This is a genomic window from Bartonella sp. TT67HLJMS, from assembly GCF_042193375.1.
Lineage (GTDB): Bacteria > Pseudomonadota > Alphaproteobacteria > Rhizobiales > Rhizobiaceae > Bartonella > Bartonella grahamii.
In genome coordinates this window covers 1-732 of the sequence record NZ_JBHILP010000034.1, presented here as the reverse complement: position 1 = coordinate 732, position 732 = coordinate 1, and the positions used below count along the sequence as shown (strand labels likewise).

Genomic DNA, 732 nt, shown 5'->3' with positions numbered 1-732 from the left:
CCCATGTTTATGGGCGTGGTGGGATTGCTATAGGCTCTGGTGCTAAGATTGGTGTTAGTGGTTCTGAGAACGATATGCCCGAATATGCGATAGCTATTGGTCTTCGTTCAGTCGTGGGCTCAAAGGCAGACGGTTCAATAGCTTTTGGTGATACGGCTAAGGTTTCGGACGGTCTTGAGGGCGCTGTCGCTTTGGGTCGTTTTAGTGTGGCTATAAAGGCAGGGGGTATTGCAGGATATGACCCCATAACTGGAAAAGTCACAACTAAAACAGATGAAGCATGGGTATCTAAAAAAGGCTTTGGTGCAATTACTATTGGGAGTGTTCCTATTCAAGGAACGCGACAAATTACTGGATTGTCAGCTGGGACTGACGATACTGATGCAGTAAATGTTGCGCAATTGAAAGAGGTGGCAAAGCTTGTAGGAGGGAGTTGGAAATACTCTGTTGAAGGTAAAGGTGCTACAACTGTTCTTGTGGATACCACACTAGACTTTTCATCAGGAGGGGATAACTTCAGGATTAAGAGAGATAAGGACGATAAAAATAAGCTAATATTTGGTTTGACTAATGATATATCACTCCATACCTTAACATTAAAAGGGAAAACAAACTTAGATGACAAGGGCTTAGTAATTGTTGATGGTCCGCAAATAACAATCGATGGTATTGATGCTGCTAGTAAGAAGATAATAGGCATTCAAGATGGTGCACTCACAGCAGAATCGACAG

The 732-nt window shown here is 42.9% G+C and carries 1 pseudogene; it reads left to right on the top strand.

From position 1 onward, the window contains the following. Window positions 1–732, top strand: a pseudogene (locus ACFIJQ_RS08805) (hypothetical protein); the annotation flags it as partial.